This is a genomic window from Mycolicibacterium sp. XJ870 (genome assembly GCF_053483975.1).
The window spans coordinates 466,827-485,492 of record NZ_JBEFTI010000003.1; the positions used below are offsets into that span (position 1 = coordinate 466,827).

Below are 18,666 nucleotides of genomic sequence, written 5' to 3' on the forward strand. Positions count from 1 at the left end.
CCCAAAGGACCGCACCACATGTTCACCTCCCTGAAAGGCCGCTCGGCCATCGTCACCGGCGGCAGCAAGGGCATCGGTCGCGGCATTGCCGCCACCATGGCCGGTGCCGGGATCGATGTGTTGATCACCGGACGCAACCAGACCGACCTCGACAAGACTGTGGCCGATCTGGCCGATACGCCAGGGCGGGTGAGCGCGCTGAGCGCTGATGTGTCCAGCCCTGAGGATGCCCGCCGGGTGGTGGCCGAGGCCGTGGAGCGCCATGGCGCCCTGGACATCGTCTGCGCGAATGCCGGTATTTTCCCGTCCGGGCGGTTGGAGGACCTCACCCCCGAGGACATCGAGCAGGTGCTGGCCGTCAACTTCAAGGGCACGGTGTACATCGTGCAGGCCGCAATGGCTGCCCTGACCGAGAGCGGCCACGGTCGCGTCGTCATCACCTCGTCGATCACCGGACCGATCACCGGCTACCCGGGTTGGTCACACTACGGCGCCAGCAAGGCCGCCCAGCTCGGCTTCCTGCGCACCGCCGCAATGGAATTGGCCCCCAAGAACATCACCATCAACGCCGTGCTCCCGGGCAACATCATCACCGAGGGCCTTGTCGAAATGGGCCAGGATTACGTAGACCAAATGACCTCCGCCGTGCCCGCGGGCCGGCTCGGTACGGTTGCCGACATCGGGAACGCGGCACTGTTCTTCGCCACCGACGAGGCTTCCTACATCACCGGGCAGTCGCTGGTCGTCGACGGTGGCCAGATTCTGCCGGAATCGCATCTGGCTATCGCCGAGCTCTGAGTCCTCCCCGCTAGAATTGGCTGTACCAATAAACGGTGAGGGGAACCGGATGGCAGTCCAGAGTGAGGAGTTGCGGCGGCGCATCGTCGCCGACGTGAACGCGGGTTCCCCCGGCGCCAAACTGGGCAGCGAGCGTGACCTTGCCGAACACTATGGCACCAGCCGGTCAAGCCTTCGTCAGGTGCTGGCCGCGCTGGAGGAAGCCGGGCTGGTCCACCGCGTCATCGGCCGGGCGGGCGGCATCTTCATCAGCCACGGCCAGGTGGAACGCCACCTGGCCGATGTCGTCGGGGTGCCGGCCTTCCTGGCCAATCAGGGCTACATCGCGGGCACCCGGGTGTTGTCGACGCGGATCACCACGCCGGATCAAGCCACTGCGACCGCGCTGCGGCTGGGCCCCGGCGACTACGTCGTCGAGATTCAACGCGTCCGGCTGGCCGACGGCTCGCCCATCTCGCTTGAGCATGCCCAGTTTCCGGCCGACGCGTTTCCCGGCCTCCTGGAACAGCAGCTGGGCGGTTCTCTCTACGAAATCCTGGAATCGCAATACGGTTTGGTGACCGGGCGTGCCGATGAGCGGATCGAAGCGGTCAACGCCACCAGCAGCGAGGCCACCCTGCTCGGCATCAAGCCGAAGGCGGCGCTTCTGCTGATCACCCGCGTCACCTATGACCAGAACGGGGCGCCTTACGAGTTCTCCCGCGATCTGTTCCGCGGAGACCGCACGGCGCTGGCGGTCACCGCAAAAGGCCGTGGTATCGCGGCACATTCGGACGCCAACACGGTATCGGTGACGTTGCAGCGCCAGGCCGGCTAACCGGCAAGCGCGTCCGACCGGCCGGCGGCGAGCCTGGACCACTGGGCCGTCGGGCGACCATTGGTCCGGAATTGCTCCCCCGTGGCCGTGGGATAGAGCTTGGGCCAGCCTGCCGGCGAGTCCTCCCAGTGTTCCTGCCTGCCGTACACCGTCAAATCGAGCAGATGATAGCTGGTGGCGCCGGCCTCGACGCCGCGGCTCGTCGTCCGGTACGTCTCGAAAACACGGTCACCATCGCGCAGATAACAGACGTACCAACCGAATCCGAGCCCGGCGAGCAATGCGTCACCCGACTCTGCCGCCGAATACCAGGGCATGTCCCACCCCATGAAGTCCCGGTACCTCACACTCTCGGCGTACGGGCCCTCGCAGAAGGTCGCGTAGGTGACATCGCGGCTGTGCAGGTAGGAGAGTTCCCGCGCGTGACCGGTGAAGAACGTGCAACCTTCGCACTGCTCGGCGGCGGGCTTGCCGTCGTGCCACATGTGCAAGTAGGCGATCAGCTGCTTGCGTCCCTCGAACACGTCGAGCAGCGGCACGCTTCCTTGCGCCCCGACAAGGGGCGTCTGCGCATCCACCTCGACCATCGGCAGCCGTCGCCGGGCGGCGGCGATCGCGTCGCCTTCGCGGGTATGGGCCTTCTCTCGCGCCAGGAGTCGATCGACTTCGGCCTGCCAGGCGGCTCGATCGACGATCTCGGGGATTGGGTAGGTCTCTTCCGCCATCGGTCTTCCTCTCAAGGTGTGTCTCACGAGTTATGACCGAACCGACGGCGCGAACTCATCGCACCACCGGAAAGAGGGAATCCTCCCCATCGTCGGGTTTGTCGTCGGCCCGAGCCGACTGCCCCGCAGGCACGTCGGGCTCTTCAGCTTCGAGCTTGCGGTCGAGCGACTCCGACGGCTCGGCCGCATGCCACTCCTCGGGCGGGTCGACGACCTCGTCACCGTCGTCGTTGGCGACCTCGTCCGAATCGGTGGCCTCGCTCGGCGGGAGCGTGTCGCCGGGGCCCAGCTCGTCGTCTGTGCTCTCAGTCATCTCCGTGGGGTGCCCGCGCGGGCGCCCCGGGAAACCGGCGTCAGGCCGGCACCGAGTCCGTTTCGCGATCCCACACCCGATGTTGAGCGAGGACGGCCACGACGGCGTCGACGAAATCGCCGGAAAGCTCGCCGGTCGCTGCGGTGGTCACCACTCCGCGTTCCGAAACGACGTCGGCGTTGTCGGAGAGCCGCTCGAGCACTCCGGCCGCGCTCAGCATCTCGAGTGCCTCGCCGAATGCCACAACGGGTTTGAGGTGCTTGTAGGCCTCGGTGACGAAGTGCACTGCGTACCCGTCGCCGGTCAGACTACGAACCGACTCGCCGCCACCGGCCACCGCGACCGCGTCGTAAAGCACCGAGGCCATCGTGGTCATGCCGCGGTCGACCTTGAGTTCGCCGCCCGACGCGCCCTGTAGCGTGCCACCGCCGGCCGGAGCGAGCACCTCGACGATCGCGCCGCGGTCCGTCATCGCGGTGATGAACTGCTGCGCGGCGGCCGCATCGACCCCATCGTCGGCCAGCAACGCGATCTTTCGGGTCTCGACACTGTCCGTGGCGGTGTTGAGCTGAGACAGCGCCGGGGACTCCGGCAGGTCTAGTTCGACGGGCACTTCGGTGGGCGCGGGGAGCCCCAGCTTGCCTGCGACCTGTGCGGCGAGATCGTTGTGCACGAGGTTGAGCTGTTCCACCACCCTCTCCCGAATGCCGGTCTCAGCGTGTACCTTGCCCAGCTCGAAGCCGAACGCCGCGACGATGTGCCTGGCCTCCACGGGTGACATGCTCTTCCAGAACATGCGGGCCTGGCTGTAGTGATCCTTGAAACTCTCGGCCCGCTGCCGGATCTTGTGGCCCTCGACGCGCTGCGTGTAATGCCGGAAGACATCCTCGTCGGCCAGTGCGGGGCAACCGCCGCCGAGGCTGTTCTTGAAGTAGCTCGTGTTGCCCCGGGCAATGGTCTGCTGGCCGTACCCGTCGTGCTGGTTGGTGCGCACCTCGGCCACCGGGCGGTTCACCGGCAGTTGGGAGAAGTTCGGACCGCCGAGCCGGATCAACTGGGTATCGAGGTAGGAGAAATTGCGGAACTGCAGCAGCGGATCGTTGGTGAAATCGATGCCGGGCACCACGTTTGCGGTGTGGAATGCGACCTGCTCGGTCTCGGCGAAGAAATTGTCCGGATTCCGGTTGAGCACCATCTTCCCGACGGGCCGCACCGGGACCATCTCCTCCGGGATGATCTTGGTCGCATCCAACAGGTCGAACGGGAACTTGAACTCATCGGCTTCCGGCACCAGCTGCACCCCGAGCTCCCACTCCGGGTACTGGCCCGCCTCGATCGAATCCCAGAGGTCTCGCCGGTTGAAGTCGGGATCCGTGCCGGCGACCTTCTGGCACTCCTCCCACAGCAGGGAATGCACCCCGAGCCGCGGCTTCCAGTGGAACTTCACGAAAGTGCCTTCACCGGAGGCATTCACGAACCTGAACGTGTGAACGCCGAACCCCTGCATCATCCGATAGCTGCGCGGCAAGGCGCGGTCCGACATCAACCACATGATGGTGTGCAGGGTTTCCGGTTGCAGCGATACGAAATCCCACAGCGTGTCGTGCGCTGAAGCGGCCTGCGGAATCTCGTTGTGCGGCTCGGGTTTGACCGCGTGCACGAAGTCGGGGAACTTGATGCCGTCCTGGATGAAGAACACCGGGAAGTTGTTTCCGACGAGATCGTAATTACCTTGCGCGGTATAGAATTTCGCGGCAAATCCACGGACGTCGCGAACCGTGTCGGCGGAACCGCGGGAGCCGGCCACCGTCGAGAACCTGACGAACACCGGCGTGCGCGTCCCCGGCGTGGTCAGAAACTTCGCCGCCGTGTATTCGGCGAGGGAGTCGTCATACGGTTCGAAGTAGCCGTACGCACCCGCTCCTCGCGCATGCACCACCCGCTCCGGGATGCGTTCGTGATCGAAGTGGGTGATCTTCTCTCTGGCGTGAAAATCCTCCAGAAGCGTCGGACCACGTTCGCCCACAGTCAATGCGTCGTCGGTGTGGTCAACCCGCACGCCCTGCTGGGTGGTGAGGTATCCGCTGGCCCGGTCGAACCGGGCGGTGTCGAGTTGTCGTTGTTTGGGATCGGGGCTGTTATCGACCATGTCAGGCCGGATACCCGCGGGTCGCCGTCGACAAACGACGCTGGTCGCCGGTCACTTTCTTGACGAAATCGCCTAGATGGCCGATAGCCCGCCTGCCCTCGGGGAGGATGTCCGCCGCCAGCGGAAAGTCGTGGATCTGGCCATTCCACACATGCAGCTCGCATGAGGTGTTCGCGTCGGCCAGCCTGCCGGCCACGAACTCTGAGTCGGCGAGCAACGATTCATCAGCGCTGACGTGGATCGCGACCGGCGGCATATTCGACAGGTCCGCCACCGCCGGATCAAGCAGCTTGCGCGGCCCCTGCCTGTCGCACCGCCGCATATACCGGTCGAACGACGAAAACGCGGCTGCGGTGAACATCGAACACCGACGCACGTTGCGGTGGGCCAGCCGCTGCGTCGGGTCCAGGTCGATCAGGGGTGAGATGGTCGCCAAACCGGCTGCCGGCGTCATGCCGCGGGCGATCAGCGTCAGCGCTGTCACGAAGGACAGATAGCCGCCCGCCGAATCCCCGGCGATGACGAGCCGGCGCGAGTCGTATCCGTGCCGGCGCAGCCATCGAATGCCCGCCAGTGCGTCGTCGACCGCGTCAGCCAGACCGCACGTCGGCAGCATCCGGTAACCGACGTTGAGCACGACCGCGTCGGCCGCCTCCGACAGCCGTGCCACCAGCGGCCGGTGGGTGTTGAGCCCGCATGTCAGGAACGCGCCGCCATGCAGATAGAGGATCGCGCGCCGCGTCGACGCACCCCGCGCGCGCACCAGTTCAGCCGGACAGTTCGGTAGCTTCACCGGTTTGATCGACGCGGCCGTCCGCCGCGGAATCAAGCCGACCATGTGGTCGATGGAACTCAGCGGCCAGGCCAGATTGGGCTGTAACGCCCAAACGCGTACGGCGCTTTTCAGCGCGACGCGACACCCCAGACCGAGAGCAACTGCCTCTGCGCTACGACGACGATGAACTATGCGCTTGCCAGCCGATTCTCCTTCGGCATCGTCCTCCGACCTCATGGCAGTTGTCATGTCACCCATCTCCTGTTGCTAGAGACGTTCATACCCAGGCGGGGCGCGTTGAAACGGCAAAGTGGGTACTCCGTGCACATGGCCGGAGCAGAAGAATTCGTACCGTCGACCCAGGATCTGAGGACGTTGGCGACGGCCGCGCGCGGCTGCCAGGGCTGTGGTTTGTACCGCGACGCCAGCCAAACGGTGTTCGGGGCGGGCACCAAGTCGGCGCGCTTGCTGATGATCGGTGAACAGCCCGGCGATCAGGAGGACCGCGCTGGATTACCGTTCGTGGGGCCTGCGGGCCGCGTGCTCGACGACGCCCTCGACGCTGCCGGAATCGATCGGGATCAGGTCTATGTGACCAACGCGGTGAAGCATTTCAAGTTCACCCGCACCGAGGGCAGCAAGCGCCGGATCCACAAGACGCCGAGTCGCACCGAGATGGTGGCATGCCGGCCGTGGTTGCTGGCCGAGTTGGACGCCGTCGAGCCCGAGGTCGTGGTCCTACTCGGCGCGACCGCAGCCAAATCATTGCTGGGTAACGACTTTCGGGTGACCCAGCACCGTGGTGAGGTTCTGCGCCTCCCGACCGAACTCGCCACCGGCGATCCCGCGCTGGTGGCCACGGTACATCCGTCGTCGCTGCTGCGCGGACCGAAAGAGGACCGCGACAAGGCTTTCGACGGCCTCGTCGACGATCTCCAGTTCGCCGGATCGCTCTGTGCGATGTCGGCCTAAGCCACCACGCGCACCGTTTTCAGTTCGGGATCAGCGGGATCCGGCAGGTTCATCCCGGCTTGAAGTCCCGTGACGAGGTAGTCGAGCACCGCCTGGTTGATCCGTTCCCCGGGCACCACCGCGGGAATGCCCGGCGGATAGGGGGTGATCTGCTCGGCTGATATCCGCCCGGCGGCCTTGCTGACCGGCACCTGTGCGACGGGACCGAAGAACGCGTCACGTGGCGATGCCACGGTTTCCAACTGGATTTCCTCGGGCGTCGGCAGATCGACCGGAGTAGGAGGATCGAAGTTCACCGCGGCCTTGCGCCATTGGGTAAGCGCGTCCATCAAGCGGGCTGTGGTGTCCTGGCTGTCGGCGAACGACAGGGTCGCCAACACCCTGCGATGGTCGGTCATCCCCAGGTCGATGTGGCAGTTTCGGCGCAGCCAGTCGGCGGTCTGGTATCCCGATGTTCCGGTGCCCGAAACGTCGATCAGAATCTGCAGCCGGTCCAGATCGTGCGAAGCCTCGACTCCGAGAAGTTCGTCGTCGAGTACTTCGACGTCCTCGATCTGTTCGATGTCGCGGCGCGTCGCGTTCGCCAAATCCAATGCCGCACCCATCAGTTCATGCCCGCGCTGCACCATCTGGCGGCGCCAACCGTCTATCCCGCTGTACACCAGCACATTCGGGCTGGTGGTCATCAACAGGTCGGCGCAGGCGGACAGCCGATCCTGGTCGATGAGGTCACCCTGCAGGTGGAATACGGAACCCTGCTCGAACCCGGCACCCATCTTGTGCACGCTCACCACGCAGACGTCGGCACCCGCGTTCATCGCCCAGGTCGGCAGATCCTCGTGGAAGGGCAGGTGCGCACCCCAGGCCTCGTCCACGATCAGCGGCCTTCCGCGGGCGTGGCATACTTCGGCGATGGCTTCCAGATCGGCGCACGTGCCGTACGGGCTTGGGCTGACGATCAATGCGCCCGCCGCGTCGGGGTAACGCTGCCAGGTTTCCTCTACCTGCTCCGGCGAGGGCGGGTGGGACAGGTGCCGGTCGGCATCCCAGCGCGGCGTGATCCAGCGCGGCACCACACCAGAGAAGATCAGGCCGGCAACCACAGACTTGTGGCAATCGCGGCTGAGAAGCAGGCCGCCGTGACCATCGCATTTCCCGTCGCTCCGCTCGCCCCGGCTACCGGCCACGGCCATCATCGCGGCCTTCACCGACAACGAGCTACCGCAGGTCGAGAACCATGCCACCTTCGCGCCGACGGCCTCGGCCATCAGGTCTTCGGCACGCGTCAGGTAGCCGTTGCTGCTGCGTCGATCATCCAATCCGCCGTTGGCCAGGACATCGCTTCGGAACGGTTCACGGCCGAGTACCCGCAGCACCCGCTCATCGACGCCGCGACCCTGGCGGTGCCCCGGCGGGGAGAATCCGTACCGATCGGCCGCGTGATAGTCGTTCAGCGCGTCCAGCAGTGGAGCTTGGGTCTGGTCCATCACCAGGGGGTACCCGTCCGCAAGTCTCTATAAGCCGCGCTTCAAACCGCGCGAAACACTCCACATCGCCCCGACCAGCGCGCACCCGACCGCCATCACGACAAACGCCAACGGGAAGGACCCTGATGTGGCCAGCGCCCCGACCGCCAACGCGCCCAGTCCCGTCCCGGCATCGAATCCCACGTTCCACGCCACACTGACCGCACCGCGGGCCTGCTCACCGGTTGCCGCGAACGCCTGCACGAGGGTGACGTTCTGCAACGCTCCATAGGCGACACCGACCAGAACCGCACCTGCGATGACGATCACGCCGCCGTGCAGAATCCCCGCGGCGATCAGCACCAAACCCACCGCGCCGAGGTAGAGCATCGGGTCGATGAACCGGGCAGGCCCGAATCGATCGGCGAGACCACCGATGAGCCAACGGGCGAGCGCGGCCGCACCCGTCACCCCCAGTAGCGCCGCGAAAGACACCGCAGCACTGCTGAACTGGGGAGCAAACGTGAGAATCGCACCGCCGGAGGCGGTGATCACGACCAGTGCGGCGATCGGGCTCAACAAACCGCGCGGCACTCGTAGGTGGCCGTCCTGCGAATCCGGCGGCGCCGGCACCGGCCGGGTGAACGCCAGGGCCAACGGAACGGCCAGCAGCGGCGCTGCGGCGAGCACGAACACCGCTTCGAAGCTGACATGCTCGGCCAGCCACGGTGCGGCCGGTGTGAGTACGAATTGTGGTGCCGCGATGGCCAATCCGTATGCTCCGACCGCACGCCCGCGCCGCTCTTGCGCAACCAGGCCGGCAATGCCGTCGACGCCACACACCGTGAGAATGCCGAACCCGAACCCGCGCAATGCGGCCAGCACCAACACCGACCACAGCGAATCGGCGAACATGTGCACCAGTGCGGGCGCCCCGAGCAGCACCAACCCGATCGCCAATGTGACGGGCGTGCCGACCTTCCGGAGCAGCCGCGCAACCAGCAGCTGCGACACAACCGTGCACGCCATCAGCACGCTGTTGACCAGACCGGCCCCGAGGTTGTCGGCCCCGATGTGCACCGCCCACATGGGAGCCACCGGCAGCAGCACCGCGAAGCCGGTGAATCCCAGTGCTGCCGCGGCCAACAACGCGGGCATGCCGGGCACGCGCCAGACGCTCACCGGCTGAACACCACAGTGCCGCCGATGATGGTCGCCGCCACCAAATCCGCATCGAGTGCATCGAGTACCTGCGGCGGCGGCTCGGAGAGCACGCACACGTCGCCGGGTTCGCCTGCTGCGATCCTGCGCGGTGTGGCCGGATGTTCGGCCGCACCGAAGAACAACTCCAACGCGGTGCGCGCCGAGATGCGCTCAGCCGGGTTGAGCACCGCACCCTGCGGGGTGCGCCGATGCACGGCGGCGCGCATCGCCGCCCACGGGTCGGCGGCGCCGAACGGCGCGTCGGTGGACAGCGCCACCGGCACCTTGGCTGCCAGAAGTGTTGCCAATCGCCACAGCTGGTCCTGTTCGTGCTCAGCGACATCGGTGCGGTACTGATCGCCCCGTTCGGCGACGAAGTTGGGTTGGGTCACCACGGTCACGCCGAGTTCGACGAGGTCGGCGATGCAGTCGGCGGGCACCATCGCCGCGTGTTCGATGCGGTCGGCGGGGTGGCTGCCGGCGGCGCGCAGCGCCGCGATGGTGACGACGAGTTGTGCTGCGGTCACACAGTGCACCGCAACCGCAGCGCCGGCGTCGTGCCGTGCGGCGGTCCACCCTGTCAACGCCTCCAGGTCCAGGTCGTCGTCGTGCAAGATCCGCTTGCCCGGAGCCAGGCGATGCATCCGCTGCCGCAGACCGTTCGGCCGGTCGTCGGGATCGAGGTCCGGGGTGGCGTCGGTGACACCGGTGACGCCGTAGCCGGCCAGTCGATCGCTGAACTCGCCGACCGCAGACTCTCTGCGCGGCAGTGCCTCCGACCAGGTTCGATCGGCGCTGCGCAGCCGCCCGTCGGGATGATCGGGTTGTCCCACTGCCATCAACGCGGGCGAGTTGAGGGTCCATAGCACTCCGCTGCGGTGCTGCACCCGGACCGGCACATTCGGTGCCAGCTCATCGAGCAGGTTGCGGTCAAGCGATCCCGCCACCGCCTCGTGGTAGCCCACCGCCCGGACCCAGCCGTCGCTGCCCGGCGCAGCTGCCGACAGTACGAGGCGAAGCCCGGCGGCATCGCGCACCTGGTTCGGGCCGACTCGAACCGAACCGTGCTCGGCAGCAGCCGAATACACATGCAGATGGTGGTCATGCAGGCCGGGGATGATCGTGCCGAACGCGGCGTCCAGCACCTCTTCATGCGGCATGGGCGGCAATGACGAGGCGACCTCTTCGATGCGCTCGCCCAACCGGACGTCGACCACGGTTCCGTCGAGCAGGCTGGCACGCTGAATCAGCATGGTGGCGAGCTTCTTTCCGCGATCAACCGATCGACAGCAGCGTTGTCGGCGCCGAGCTGCGGCCCGGGCGGTGACGGCGCCGGCGCGATCGGCGCGGCGTCGCCGCCCGACAATCCCGCGTAACCGGCCGCCACGGCGGCCATGGAGAACTCGATCAATTCGCCTCCCCCGCGGGCGCACGAGTCGGCTACGGCGCGCGCGGCGTGCAGACCGGTGAGTGGATCCGCGACAGCGTCGCCAAGGAAAACCGGAGCCCCACTACGGTATTCGACCAGCCCTCCGGATACTGCGGCGTCGTCACCGAAAGCAACCCAGTTGGCCTGCTCGCCGACAGCACCGTGTCCGGTGATCCGCACCCACACCCGGCCATCATGCGCCGCGACCGCATCGGGCCCCAGCCCACGCCGTTCGAGCGCGGCGGGCCGGGACGCCTCGATCACGATGTCAGCGATGCCGAGCAGCGCCGCGAGGCCGTCCGGCTGGGTTAAATCGACGGCGTAGGAAAGCTTTCCGCTGTTCATCCAGTCGAAGAAGGCTGGAGGGCCTGTGCGGGTCCCGTCGGGGCGGGCCCGGCTTTCGACCTTGACGACGGTGGCTCCGGCGCGCATCAGCAGTTGCCCACACAGCGGGCCCGCCCACATCGAAGACAGGTCGGCCACCAGGAGACCGGTGAGTGTCCTGGCTTCACCCCCGTCTCCGAGTCGTCGGATCCGCGGAGGTGCCACCGCGGTCTCGCCAATGATGGCCGCGGGAAGGCCGAGCAGCCGGGCCTGTTCGGCCAGTTCTGCGGCATCGTGCCCGGCGGCCCATTCTTCGACGGCCGGCCACGGGTCGTCGACGGTGTCGGTGTGCAGCAGTGCGGGGACCGCAGCGACGTCGTCGGGCCGTGACAACGTCAACGCGCACCACCGGCCGTCACCGGCCCGCATGAGGCGGGTGGCGCCACCCGCCGAGATCCGGCCCTGCGGCGCCAGACCGAGAAGCGCGGCGCGGCCCGTCAAGACCTCGGCGGCGTCGACATCAACCCCGGCGGCTGCGCCGAACGCGTCTGCCACCTGCTGGGCCCTCGCCAACACCGACGAGCTCATCAGAACATCAAAGCGCTGAACCGCCAGTCGAGCACTTGGCGGTCCGCGGTGCCGTCTTGTCCACTCGCGGCGTACACGAGACAGCGCAGCCGCAGCACCCCGGCGTCGGCCGATTCCACCGTCAGTTCGCTGAACAGCGTGTCGTTCTCGTGCACCGGCCCGGTGTGGTCACAGGATTCCCAGCCCAGCACGGTGGCCAGGTTGGGCAGCAGCCGAGTCGCCTGTGCCAGAGCCAGCCCGATGGTGTGCCCGCCGTACACCAGGCGCTTGCCGCCGGATCGCCAATCATGGTGGGTGGCAGCGATGTTCAACGTCAGCCGGGCCAGCTCAGGGGCGCTGCTGACCACGTCGGCCGTGCTGTGCAGGACCGTTCCCGCCAACCCGGGGTCGAAGTGTGGTCCCGGGACACGCGCCCGGTAGGCGTCGGCGTCCCAGCCCGCGGTGGGGTTCGGGGCGGCGTCGGTGCCGATCGTCGACAGGTCATCGGTATGGCCGGTGTCGCCGGCACCGTCTGACAGCGGCAGCATGGCGCAGCGGTAGAAATCCAGTACCAGATTGTCGTCCTGGTCGACGGTTGTCATCCGCAACGCCGCCAAGCCCGTCGACGGCCGCCCTGGCTTATGCGAGTTCTGCTTCAGCCCAACTACTTCGGTGCGTGTGGCCAGGGTATCGCCGATCACCGGGTACCGGTGAAAGGCCAGTCCGCGGTAGAAGAGGTTGGCTTTCACCCGCTGAGTCACCAGCGTGCTCTGCCCGATCGCGACGTCGCACACCAGTGCCGGGTGCGCCAGCGGACCGGGCGCCCCGGTCACCGCGGCGGCAAGTTCGGTGTCCAGGGCCAGCCGCAACCGGTCCCCGATGATCGCCTGGTGGGCCGCTGCCGCGCCCTCGGTCAGCGTCATCGTGGGTGCGGAGTCGAATACCTGGCCCACCTCCAGGTCGTCGAAGTAGGGACCACCAGTCACACTGGCACTGTAAGCCACCGCCGCTACCGTTCATCGTGCAGCCGTGGCAGCCAGACTGCCCAGCAGCTTCAGGGCGTCGGCGCTCGCGGTTCCCGGATCTGCCTGGTAGACGACAAGTTCCTGCCCAGGTGCCGACCGGACATCGAAGGTCTGCATCTGCAAGGTCAGTGTGCCGACCTGCCTATGATGGAAGGTCTTGGCGGCCAACGACTTTCCGCGAACATCGTGGCGGGACCACAAGGCAGCGAACTCTGCGCTGCGGTCGAGCAATTCGGCAAGTACGGCCGTGACCCGCTGATCGCCGGGGACCATGCCGTAGTTCTTGCGGAAGCCCGCGACCGAGTTTGCCGCGACCGCCGGCCAGTCGGCGTAGAACTCACGCGCCCGCGGTTCGGTGAACACCAGCAGCATCAGATTGCCGTCGAAATCGCCGAACAACGCCTCGGCCAGGGGATTCGCGGCAAGCACGTCGTAGGCCCGGTTGTAGACCAATGCCGGATTGTCGGGCCATGCCGCCATGAGCTGCAGCAACGCGGGGTCGACCCGACCCGGTGTGCCTACGCCGCGCGGCCGCGGCGCCAGTCCGGCCACCCGAAACAGGTGGTGATGCCCGTCGTCATCGAGCCGCAAGGCGGCCGAGAGCGCGTCGAGCACCTGGGCAGACGGGGACCGTTCCCGGCCCTGCTCCAGCCGGACGTAGTAGTCGACGCTGACGCCGCCCAGCAGCGCCACCTCCTCGCGGCGCAGACCTGGCACGCGCCGGTGGCCGACGCTGGTCAGGCCGACCTCGGCCGGGCTGACCAATGCGCGCCTGCTGCGCAGGTAATCACCGAGGTCACTCATACCGCCACAGTAGGCGTGCCCAGGCCCGTAAACCTGGGTGCAGCGCACCCAGGTGCGAGGGGTCCTGGCTGTTCCGGCCGGTAGGCGCAACCCTGGCAGTCATGACCGAAAGCAAGATCGTCCTTATCACCGGTGTCACCAGCGGCATCGGCGCAGCCGTCGCCACCCGGCTGGCCGCCGAAGGCCACCATGTCATCGGGGGCGCGCGCCGCGAAAACCGGCTGGCCGAGTTGGCCGAACTCGTCGGCGACAACCTGCGGGTACGTCGTCTCGACGTGACCGATCGCGCCGACGTCGCGTCATTCGTCGACTGGGCGGTGTCCTTGCACGGGCGCATCGACGTGATCGTCAACAACGCCGGGGTGATGCCGCTGTCGCGGTTCGACGCGTTGCTGGTCGACGAGTGGGACGCCATGATCGACGTGAACATCCGGGGGCTGCTCAACGGCATCGCCGCCGCGCTGCCGCAGTTCCAGAAGCAGGGCAGCGGCCATTTCATCACCGTTGCCTCGATCGGGGCGCATCAGGTGGTGCCCACCGGGGCTGTCTACTGCGCCACCAAATATGCCGCGTGGGCCATCACCGAAGGCCTGCGCCTGGAGCTCGATCCGGCCATCCGCGTCACGACGGTCTCGCCCGGTGTTGTGGAATCCGAACTGGCTCACACGATCACCGACCCCGCGGCGGCTGAGGTCATGCGCACTTACCGGGCCGACGCGATTCCTGCTGACGCGATTGCCCGTGCGGTCTCCTATGCGATCGGGGAACCGGCCGACGTCGACGTGAACGAGATCATCGTCAGGCCGGCGCGGCAGCGTTGAGGACCTCGTCGACCAGCCCCCAGGCCAGCGCCGTGGCGGCGTCGATGGGGTGTCCGGACAGCACCAGATACGCGGTGCGCCACCGACCGATACGCCGGGTGATGCTGACTGTGCCGCCCGCACCCGGGATCAGGCCCAGCGCAAGCTCGGGCAGGCCGAGCGTCGAGTCCGGGTGGCAGCTCACCCAGCCGCAATAGGCGGCCATCTCCAGCCCACTGCCCAGCACCTGCCCGTGCACCTCGGCGCGGCAGCGTCGCCCCAGCCGCGCGGTGAGCTCGTCGAGCGCGAGCGCCGGGCTGTGGCGGGTGCGTGCCAGATGGGCGCTGGCCGGATCGGCGAACGAGCCGAACTCGGCGAGATCCCCGCCGCTGCAAAAGGATCGGCCGTTCCCGCCCAGAACGATCTCGTCGACCGACGGATCCAGCCGGGCCACTTCGAGCGCCTCGAGCAGGGCTGCCCTGGTGTCGGTGGAGAAGGCGTTGTGCCGCTGCGGGCGGTTGAAGCGGACGTGCAGGGTGTTGCCCTCGCGGCGGGCCTGCACCGGGTCGGGCAGCTGCGGGGCGGTCGCTGGTCCCCGTTCTGCCAGCCAGCGGGCGAACTCCGGCCCGGACTGCAGCGTCGAATACGCCAACGATTCGGTGATCACCCCGCCGAACGCGGACGCGGTTACGTCGACACTGCGCAGCACGTCGTCACACACCGCTGCAGCCTGCGGCCACCGTTCGCACCGCTGTGTCAATGCGTTCACGACCTGATCCACCGACGCCACCGTGACCACCCGCCGGTCCTCGCAGGCGGCCTCGGACAGCGTGAATGTTGCGTCGTCTCTCGGGCTTTCGACGCTGACGCGGATGCCCCCGGGCAGTTCGATCACGAGTACTTCTTGATCAGCTCCTGCTTGTACAGCTTGCCGGTGTCGGTGCGGGGCAGCTGCACCTCGAACGAGATCGACCGCGGGCACTTGTAGTGCGACAGCCGATCGCGCAGCCAGGCGAGCAGTTCTTCGCCGAACTCGTCGGTGGCATCGGCCTGGTCGACGGTCTGCACCACGCCCTTGACGCTCTGGCCCATCTCGTCGTCGGGGACGCCGAACACCGCCGCGTCCATCACCTTCGGATGCCCGACGAGCACGTTCTCGGCTTCCTGCGGATAGATGTTGACCCCACCCGAGATGATCATGTGATGACGGCGGTCGGTCAGGTACAGGTAACCGTCCTCGTCGAGATAACCGATGTCCCCCACGGTTTTCCAGCCGTGCGAGTCGCGTGACGAGGCGGTCTTCTCCGCGTCGTTGAGGTACTCGAAATCTGCGCCGCCCTCGAAATAGATCTCACCGGCCTGGCCGGCCGGTAGTTCATTGCCGTCCTCGTCGAGTATGTGCAGGGTGCTCGTCATCGCCTTGCCGACCGAACCCGGATGCGTCAGCCAATCCTCGGCGAAGATCACCGTCGCACCGATGGCTTCCGAGGACGCGTAGTACTCGTCGACGATGGGGCCCCACCAGTCGATCATCTGCTTCTTGATCTCCACCGGGCACGGCGCCGCGGCGTGCATGACCCGCTGCAGACTGGATAGATCATATGAATTGCGCACAGCCTCAGGAAGTTTCAGCATCCGGGTGAACATGACCGGGACGAACTGGCCGTGCGTCACGCCGTGCTTCTGGATGGCGTCCAGGCAGCCCTCCGGGTCGAACTTCTCCAACACCACAGTGGTGATACCGGCAGCCTGCACCTGCATCGACCACACCGAAGGCGCGGTGTGGTACAGCGGAGCCGGGCTCAGATAGACCGCCTCGGGGTGCATCCAGAACCCGACAAGCGCGGACATCATGCCCGGGGTTTCGGACGGCGGCAGATGCGGCAGTTCACGTTTGATGCCCTTGGGCCTGCCCGTGGTACCCGACGAGTACTGCAGCAGGTCGCCGTCCATCTCATCGGCGATCGGGGTATCCGGTTGACCCGCAACTGCTTCCGGGTAGCGCTGCCAGCCGTCGAGTTCTCCGTCGGCGATGAGCAGGATCTCGGGCAGCCCGTTGGGAAGTTCGGCGCCGAGGCCGGCCAGGGTGTCTTTCAGTGCCGCCGAGCCGATGATCGCCTTGGCGCCGCTGTTGTCGACGATGTAGGCGGTCTCGGCGGCCGTCAGGTGGGTGTTGATCGGAACGTAGTACAGGCCGCTGCGCCGGGCCGCCCACATCACCGCATGGATGTGCTCGTTGTTCTCCATGAGGATCGCGACCACGTCGCCCTCGCGGAGTCCATGTTCGCGGAAGTAGTGGGCCAGCCGGTTGGCCCGGGCCTCCAACTCCGCGAAGCTGACCACGGTTCCGGAGGGGTAAAGGATGATGGCGGGTTTGTCCCCGACATGCTCGCGGATCTGCATAACAGAGACTGTAATCGGCGCCACTTGACGGGTGTCAAGTAGGTCGCGGTTACTACCGCGAGGGTGCGCGGAATGCCGAGATTTTGCGGCGCGCCTACCAACAGACCCGCCCGCTCGCGGTGCTAGGCGGTCAGCTCTCCTCCGCCAAGCGGTGCTTGAGCGCGTCGAACTCGTCCTTGATACCGGTCGGCAGCTTCTCGCCGACGAACTCGAACCACTCCTCGATCTGCGGGAGCTCGGCCCGCCACTCCTCGGCGTGCACCGCGAGCGCCTCGTCCACGTCGGCGGCGTCGACATCGAGACCGGACAGGTCCAGATCGTCGGCCGTCGGCACGATACCGATCGGGGTGCTCTTGCCGTCGGCCTTGTGCTCGATGCGCTCGATGGCCCACTTCAGCACGCGGCTGTTCTCCCCGAATCCCGGCCACAGGAAGCGGCCGTCGCCGCCGCGACGGAACCAGTTGACGAAGAACACCTTCGGCATCTTGGACTCGTCGGCGTTCTTGCCGATGTTGATCCAGTGTGCGAAGTAGTCGCCGACGTTGTAGCCGAGGAACGGCAGCATCGCCATCGGGTCGCGGCGAACGGTGCCCACCTTGCCCTCGGCGGCCGCGGTCTGCTCCGAGCCGAGCGTGGCGCCGATGAACACACCGTGCTGCCAGTCGCGGGCCTCGGTGATCAGCGGCACTGTGGTCTTGCGACGTCCGCCGAACAGGATCGCCGAGATCGGCACACCCTGGGGGTCGTCCCACTCCGGAGCCAGCGTGGGGCACTGCGAGATCGGGGTGCAGTAGCGCGAATTCGGGTGCGCGGCCTTCTCGTCGGAATCCGGGGTCCAATCCCGGCCCTTCCAGTCGGTCAGATGCTGCGGGTCACCCTCGAGACCCTCCCACCACACATCACCGTCGTCAGTCTTGGCGACATTGGTGAACACCGTGTTGCCGGCGGCGATGGTCTTCATCGCATTGGGGTTGGAGTCCCAGTTGGTGCCTGGCGCGACGCCGAAGAACCCGAACTCGGGATTCACCGCGTAGAGCCGGCCGTCCTTGCCGAACCGCATCCACGCAATATCGTCGCCGACGGTCTCGGCGCGCCAACCCGGAATGGTCGGCTGCAGCATGGCGAGGTTGGTCTTACCGCACGCAGACGGGAACGCTGCGGCAATGAAGTACGACTTGTTCTCCGGCGAGATCAGCTTCAGGATCAGCATGTGCTCGGCGAGCCAGCCCTCGTCGTGCGCCATCGCCGACGCGATCCGCAGCGAGTAGCACTTCTTGCCGAGCAGCGCGTTGCCGCCGTATCCCGACCCGTAGCTCCAGATCTCGCGGGTCTCCGGGAAGTGGGTGATGTACTTCGTGTCGTTGCAGGGCCATGGCACATCTTTCTGGCCGGGCTCCAGCGGAGCGCCGATCGAGTGCAGCGCCTTGACGAAGAATCCGTCGTCACCCATCTTCTCGAGCGCGGCCTTGCCCATCCGGGTCATCGTGCGCATGGACACCACGACGTACTCGGAATCGGTGATCTCGACGCCGAGCTTGGGGTCCTCGGCGCCAAGCGGCCCCATGCAGAACGGCACCACCCACATGGTGCGGCCGCGCATCGAACCGCGGTACAGGTCGGTCATGATCCCGCGCATCTCGCTGGGATCCATCCAGTTGTTGGTGGGTCCGGCGTCGATCTCGCGTTGTGAGCAGATGAAGGTCCGCGATTCCACGCGCGCGACATCGGAAGGATCGGAGAGCGCGAGGAACGAATTCGGCTGCTTCTCGTCGTTGAGCTTCTGGAAGGTTCCTGCCTCTACCAGATGTGCAGTCAGGCGCTCGTACTCCTCATCGGAGCCGTCTGCGAACACAACCCGGTCAGGTTGTGTCAGCTCTGCGACCTCCTGGACCCAGGCCAGCAGTCCCTGATGCTTCGTCGGTGCGGTGTCCAGACCGGGAATGGTCGCTGAGGTCATCGAATTCTCCTGCGTAGGATTTTTGTCGAACCAAAGTGGAACCCAAGCCACGTCACGACGCGGTCACGGTTACCCCTTTGGGAAGAGGTTAACGCGGGTGACATACCCACTGTGAGCCAGTGCTATGTCCGATGACTCA

At 66.6% G+C, this 18,666-nt stretch carries 17 protein-coding genes; 4 read left to right on the top strand and 13 right to left on the bottom strand.

The features are described 5' to 3' along the window. Positions 1–18: 18 nt before the first annotated feature. Both fabG and ABQF30_RS16985 read left to right on the top strand, forming a co-directional pair. A complete protein-coding gene (gene fabG / locus ABQF30_RS16980; RefSeq protein ID WP_448465772.1) occupies positions 19–798 on the top strand; it encodes a 3-oxoacyl-ACP reductase FabG in 780 nt (259 codons plus the stop codon). Between the two features lie 49 nt (positions 799–847). Then, positions 848–1,615 carry a GntR family transcriptional regulator gene (locus tag ABQF30_RS16985; protein WP_448465774.1) on the top strand — a complete coding sequence of 256 codons (768 nt, stop codon included), beginning with the start codon at positions 848–850 and terminating at the stop codon, positions 1,613–1,615. Here the strand turns inward: ABQF30_RS16985 and ABQF30_RS16990 are convergent. From ABQF30_RS16990 to ABQF30_RS17005, 4 genes are read right to left on the bottom strand one after another with little or no spacing between them, the layout of a single operon-like run. Then, complete coding sequence (locus ABQF30_RS16990) at positions 1,612–2,340, bottom strand: DUF899 family protein (protein WP_448465775.1); 729 nt, start codon at positions 2,338–2,340, stop codon at positions 1,612–1,614. The two genes, ABQF30_RS16985 and ABQF30_RS16990, sit on opposite strands and share 4 nt — an antisense overlap. A 55-nt stretch (positions 2,341–2,395) precedes the next feature. Then, complete coding sequence (locus ABQF30_RS16995) at positions 2,396–2,653, bottom strand: hypothetical protein (RefSeq protein WP_448465777.1); 258 nt, start codon at positions 2,651–2,653, stop codon at positions 2,396–2,398. Positions 2,654–2,693: 40 nt separating this feature from the next. Continuing rightward, entirely contained in the window at positions 2,694–4,802 is a 2,109-nt protein-coding gene (locus tag ABQF30_RS17000; protein WP_448465779.1) for a catalase, read from the bottom strand. 1 nt (position 4,803) lies between these two features. After that, positions 4,804–5,826 (bottom strand): alpha/beta hydrolase, encoded by a 1,023-nt coding sequence (locus tag ABQF30_RS17005; RefSeq protein ID WP_448465781.1) that lies wholly within the window; start codon positions 5,824–5,826, stop codon positions 4,804–4,806. 78 nt (positions 5,827–5,904) lie between these two features. Between ABQF30_RS17005 and ABQF30_RS17010 the strand changes: the two genes are divergently transcribed. Beyond that, positions 5,905–6,549, top strand: coding sequence for a UdgX family uracil-DNA binding protein (locus ABQF30_RS17010; protein WP_448465783.1), 645 nt, complete (start codon positions 5,905–5,907; stop codon positions 6,547–6,549). Here the strand turns inward: ABQF30_RS17010 and ABQF30_RS17015 are convergent. From ABQF30_RS17015 to ABQF30_RS17040, 6 genes are all read right to left on the bottom strand, one after another. Further along, positions 6,546–8,036, bottom strand: coding sequence for an aminotransferase class I/II-fold pyridoxal phosphate-dependent enzyme (locus ABQF30_RS17015; protein WP_448465785.1), 1,491 nt, complete (start codon positions 8,034–8,036; stop codon positions 6,546–6,548). The genes ABQF30_RS17010 and ABQF30_RS17015 overlap by 4 nt on opposite strands. Before the next feature lie 27 nt (positions 8,037–8,063). Further along, positions 8,064–9,197 (bottom strand): MFS transporter, encoded by a 1,134-nt coding sequence (locus ABQF30_RS17020; RefSeq protein WP_448465787.1) that lies wholly within the window; start codon positions 9,195–9,197, stop codon positions 8,064–8,066. Continuing rightward, complete coding sequence (locus tag ABQF30_RS17025; protein WP_448465789.1) at positions 9,194–10,471, bottom strand: amidohydrolase family protein; 1,278 nt, start codon at positions 10,469–10,471, stop codon at positions 9,194–9,196. Before ABQF30_RS17025 ends, ABQF30_RS17020 begins: the two co-directional genes overlap by 4 nt. Next, entirely contained in the window at positions 10,465–11,559 is a 1,095-nt protein-coding gene (locus tag ABQF30_RS17030; protein WP_448465791.1) for a CoA transferase, read from the bottom strand. Before ABQF30_RS17030 ends, ABQF30_RS17025 begins: the two co-directional genes overlap by 7 nt. Further along, on the bottom strand, positions 11,559–12,461 hold the full coding sequence (locus ABQF30_RS17035) for a hotdog family protein (RefSeq protein WP_448465894.1): 903 nt from the start codon (positions 12,459–12,461) through the stop codon (positions 11,559–11,561). The genes ABQF30_RS17030 and ABQF30_RS17035 overlap by 1 nt, the downstream gene beginning before the upstream one ends. A gap of 93 nt (positions 12,462–12,554) precedes the next feature. Next, the gene (locus ABQF30_RS17040) at positions 12,555–13,367 is read right to left on the bottom strand and encodes a helix-turn-helix domain-containing protein (protein WP_448465793.1); all 813 of its coding nucleotides are present in this window, start codon (positions 13,365–13,367) and stop codon (positions 12,555–12,557) included. 101 nt (positions 13,368–13,468) lie between these two features. On the opposite strand from ABQF30_RS17040, the gene ABQF30_RS17045 reads away from it, so the two are divergent. Further along, positions 13,469–14,188, top strand: coding sequence for an SDR family oxidoreductase (locus ABQF30_RS17045; RefSeq protein ID WP_448465795.1), 720 nt, complete (start codon positions 13,469–13,471; stop codon positions 14,186–14,188). Here the strand turns inward: ABQF30_RS17045 and ABQF30_RS17050 are convergent. The 3 genes from ABQF30_RS17050 to ABQF30_RS17060 all read right to left on the bottom strand — a co-directional run bounded on the left by ABQF30_RS17050 (position 14,166) and on the right by ABQF30_RS17060 (position 18,527). Then, positions 14,166–15,062 (bottom strand): enoyl-CoA hydratase/isomerase family protein, encoded by an 897-nt coding sequence (locus tag ABQF30_RS17050; protein ID WP_448465798.1) that lies wholly within the window; start codon positions 15,060–15,062, stop codon positions 14,166–14,168. The two genes, ABQF30_RS17045 and ABQF30_RS17050, sit on opposite strands and share 23 nt — an antisense overlap. Continuing rightward, positions 15,059–16,570, bottom strand: a complete 1,512-nt coding sequence (fadD4, locus tag ABQF30_RS17055) for a fatty-acid--CoA ligase FadD4 (protein WP_448465800.1) — start codon at positions 16,568–16,570, stop codon at positions 15,059–15,061. The genes ABQF30_RS17050 and fadD4 overlap by 4 nt, the downstream gene beginning before the upstream one ends. A gap of 130 nt (positions 16,571–16,700) precedes the next feature. After that, positions 16,701–18,527, bottom strand: a complete 1,827-nt coding sequence (locus ABQF30_RS17060) for a phosphoenolpyruvate carboxykinase (GTP) (protein ID WP_448465802.1) — start codon at positions 18,525–18,527, stop codon at positions 16,701–16,703. Between the last annotated feature and the right edge of the window lie 139 nt (positions 18,528–18,666).

What these genes read in the sequence shown, in the direction of transcription:
- fabG (WP_448465772.1), top strand. Translation starts at nt 19, where the DNA reads ATGTTCACCTCCCTGAAAGGCCGCTCGGCCATCGTCACCGGCGGCAGC.
- ABQF30_RS16985 (WP_448465774.1), top strand. Translation starts at nt 848, where the DNA reads ATGGCAGTCCAGAGTGAGGAGTTGCGGCGGCGCATCGTCGCCGACGTG.
- ABQF30_RS16990 (WP_448465775.1), bottom strand. Translation starts at nt 2,340, where the DNA reads ATGGCGGAAGAGACCTACCCAATCCCCGAGATCGTCGATCGAGCCGCC.
- ABQF30_RS16995 (WP_448465777.1), bottom strand. Translation starts at nt 2,653, where the DNA reads ATGACTGAGAGCACAGACGACGAGCTGGGCCCCGGCGACACGCTCCCG.
- ABQF30_RS17000 (WP_448465779.1), bottom strand. Translation starts at nt 4,802, where the DNA reads ATGGTCGATAACAGCCCCGATCCCAAACAACGACAACTCGACACCGCC.
- ABQF30_RS17005 (WP_448465781.1), bottom strand. Translation starts at nt 5,826, where the DNA reads ATGACAACTGCCATGAGGTCGGAGGACGATGCCGAAGGAGAATCGGCT.
- ABQF30_RS17010 (WP_448465783.1), top strand. Translation starts at nt 5,905, where the DNA reads ATGGCCGGAGCAGAAGAATTCGTACCGTCGACCCAGGATCTGAGGACG.
- ABQF30_RS17015 (WP_448465785.1), bottom strand. Translation starts at nt 8,036, where the DNA reads ATGGACCAGACCCAAGCTCCACTGCTGGACGCGCTGAACGACTATCAC.
- ABQF30_RS17025 (WP_448465789.1), bottom strand. Translation starts at nt 10,471, where the DNA reads ATGCTGATTCAGCGTGCCAGCCTGCTCGACGGAACCGTGGTCGACGTC.
- ABQF30_RS17030 (WP_448465791.1), bottom strand. Translation starts at nt 11,559, where the DNA reads ATGAGCTCGTCGGTGTTGGCGAGGGCCCAGCAGGTGGCAGACGCGTTC.
- ABQF30_RS17035 (WP_448465894.1), bottom strand. Translation starts at nt 12,461, where the DNA reads ATGACGCTGACCGAGGGCGCGGCAGCGGCCCACCAGGCGATCATCGGG.
- ABQF30_RS17040 (WP_448465793.1), bottom strand. Translation starts at nt 13,367, where the DNA reads ATGAGTGACCTCGGTGATTACCTGCGCAGCAGGCGCGCATTGGTCAGC.
- ABQF30_RS17045 (WP_448465795.1), top strand. Translation starts at nt 13,469, where the DNA reads ATGACCGAAAGCAAGATCGTCCTTATCACCGGTGTCACCAGCGGCATC.
- fadD4 (WP_448465800.1), bottom strand. Translation starts at nt 16,570, where the DNA reads ATGCAGATCCGCGAGCATGTCGGGGACAAACCCGCCATCATCCTTTAC.
- ABQF30_RS17060 (WP_448465802.1), bottom strand. Translation starts at nt 18,527, where the DNA reads ATGACCTCAGCGACCATTCCCGGTCTGGACACCGCACCGACGAAGCAT.